This window comes from Streptomyces flavofungini (genome assembly GCF_041028215.1).
Taxonomy (GTDB): Bacteria; Actinomycetota; Actinomycetes; order Streptomycetales; family Streptomycetaceae; genus Streptomyces; species Streptomyces flavofungini_B.
In genome coordinates this window covers 1-2,548 of sequence record NZ_JASKYR010001015.1, presented here as the reverse complement: position 1 = coordinate 2,548, position 2,548 = coordinate 1, and the positions used below count along the sequence as shown (strand labels likewise).

Here is a 2,548-nt window from a genome sequence, read left to right as displayed (position 1 = left end):
CTCCAACGTCCGGCTCCTCCCACGGCGAGGAGCAGGACGTTGGAGAGGCCGTCGGAGATCTGGAGGGCGGCGGAGTTCGCGCCCGCGTCCTTCGGGGGCGAGAGCCGCAGCAGCAGCACGCTGGTCGATGCGATGACCATGCCCATGCCGAAGCAGCCGAAGCCCCACGCGACGCCGACGGTCCACACCGGCACGGCGTCGATCAGGACGGTCGGCGCGGCCAGGATCGCGGCGGTCACCAGGAGCATGCCGGTGACCATGAGCCGGGCGCGGTGGGGCTCCATGCGGGGCCGCGACTGCACGTAGGAGCCGAGTGCCCAGGTCGCGCCGCCCACCGCGAGCGAGAGCCCCGCAAGGGTCGGGCTGAGCCCGCGCTGGGTGACGAGCATCAGCGGCACGAAGGACTCGGCGGCGATGAAGGACCCGGCGGCGACGCCGCGCAGCAGCACCACGGACGGCAGCCCGCGGGCCGCCCGGTACGTCCCCCTGGGCAGCAGCCCGAGCACGGCGGGCACGAGGACGGCGGCCCCGAGGACGGCGGGCGGGACGGAGAGCCAGTGCGGGTCCTGGGCCGCGTACTGCAGGAGCGCCGCCCCCAGTGAGATCCCGAGCGCCAGCCGGATGCGGCGCCGCTCGAAGGGGACGGCGGGCCCCTCGGGGTCGACCGGCCCCGCGGCGGTCCGCCGTATCGCGGGCAGCGCGAGGGCGAGCGGCGCGGCGACGAGGACGGGGATGCCGACGAACACCCAGCGCCAGCCGAGATGCTCCGTGACCGTCCCGGCGATCAGCGGGCCCACCACGGACGGCACGACCCAGCTCGCCGCGAACGCCGCCATGATGGAGGGCCGCAGGTGTTCGGGGTAGGCGCGGCTGACGACCACGTACAGGGCGACGATGACCAGCCCGCCGCCGAGCCCCTGCACGGCGCGCCCCGCGATGAACAGCCACATCGTCCCGGCGGTCCCGCTCAGCAGCAGCCCCGCCGCGAACAGCGAGATCCCGGCGGCGAGCGGCCCGAGCGGGCCCCGCCGGTCGGCCCACTGCCCGCTGAGCACCATGCCGAAGAGGCTGGTGGTGAAGTACCCGGAGAACGCGAAGGCGTACAGCGAGACCCCGTCCAGCTCCCGGGCCGCCACCGGCATCGCCGTCCCGACGGCCGTCGCCTCGAAGGCGATCAGCAGGACGACGGAGACGATGCCGGTGCTGAGCGCGCGGTAGGGCTTGCGCAGCACCCCGTCCGGGCGCCCGTCGGGCGGGGTCGGCATGGGCGGCGCGGCCGGTGCGGCCACTGCGTCGGGGGTGACGTCGGCGTCACCGTGTTCCAGGGCGGTCATGACCGTCAGAGTAAGGGGCGTCGCTTGAGTTGACCCCTGTCGAGAGACGGTGACCGTCTGGTCCCTTGGTCGTACGTCCCGCGCCCCCGGGTCACCCCATGCTGCGGGCCCCGTCCAGGGCCTCCCGGATGATGTCGGCGTGCCCCGCGTGCTGCGCGGTCTCGCCGATGATGTGCAGCAGCGTCCGGCGGGTGGACCACCGGGCGCCGGGCTCGGACCAGGGGGCGTCCGGCAGCTGGTCGGCGCCCTGGTGGAGACCGGCCTCGCCGCGCTCCCCGTCGGGCGGTCTCGTCCCCGCCGACCCGCGCGTGCGGGTGGTCCGGGACCTGCTCGCGCGGCCTTCATGAACGGCGTATGGCAGTCCCGTTGCACCACGCCGTGATCCCTTGAGCCGCTCGCCCGGCCGCCGCTACGTTCATCGAGTCAGGTCGAGGACTTGGCCGTGTGCCCGAGTGGCTCAGGGGCTGGACTGCAAATCCAGTAACGCGGGTTCGATCCCCGCCACGGCCTCTGGCGGTGCGATGGCCCCGCACCGCGAGGAACGGAGGGCGTCTCTCCCGAGGGACGCCCTCCTGTCCTTTCCCTCACCCTCCCGTCCAACTTCCGGGCGCCACTTCCCCGTTGCCGCGCCACCCGTGCCCTCCGGCCGCCACAATGACCCTCGGACGACACGGGCGGCCACGGGCGAGAGGTGCCGGGTGGAGGCTGGGGACTACATCACGGCGGCGAACTCCGCCGTGGCCGGAGGCGCCGTGGCCGTCGCGTGGTGGCAGGTCCGGGTCTCGAAGCAGTCGACCGACGCGCAGGCGGCCCAGCTGCGGGAGCAGAGCGCGCGGGCCAGGGACGAGCGGGACCGGGCCGACTGCCCGCAGTTCACGCTGGTGCGGGCCGACGTCCACGGGAGCGGGGGCACAGGCGGGGCCGTCGAGGTCGTCGCCGTCATCCGGCAGACCGCCGGGTCCGACCTCGACGAGGCCAGGGTGACCGTGCACCTCGACCACCGGCGGACCCCCGTCATCGGCGGCGCCGACGACGGCACCCTGAGCTGGCCGCACACCGGCCCCACCGCGACGAAGCACCTGCGTCTCCTGGCGCCAGACGGCCACCGGGGCGTCCTGGAGATCCGCGCCGATCTGGCGTGCCGCGAGGCGGGCGGCACCCGCACCTGGGCCTGCCGCATCTTCGGCTACCCCCGGGCCGATTCGCCGAGGATC

Annotated in this window: 2 protein-coding genes, 1 tRNA gene and 1 pseudogene; 2 read left to right on the top strand and 2 right to left on the bottom strand. The window is 74.7% G+C overall.

Annotated elements, in window-relative coordinates:
• The coding region (locus AB8Z36_RS37820; RefSeq protein WP_369217904.1) for an MFS transporter at window positions 1-1,334 on the bottom strand (1,334 nt) is incomplete at its 3' end.
• Window positions 1,335-1,425: 91 nt separating this feature from the next.
• Window positions 1,426-1,569 (bottom strand): annotated as a pseudogene (locus tag AB8Z36_RS37815) (mycothiol transferase); the annotation flags it as partial.
• 203 nt (window positions 1,570-1,772) lie between these two features.
• Here AB8Z36_RS37815 and AB8Z36_RS37810 point away from each other — a divergent pair.
• Window positions 1,773-1,844 (top strand) — tRNA-Cys (locus AB8Z36_RS37810).
• A gap of 188 nt (window positions 1,845-2,032) precedes the next feature.
• The coding region (locus AB8Z36_RS37805) for a hypothetical protein (RefSeq protein ID WP_369217903.1) at window positions 2,033-2,548 on the top strand (516 nt) is incomplete at its 3' end.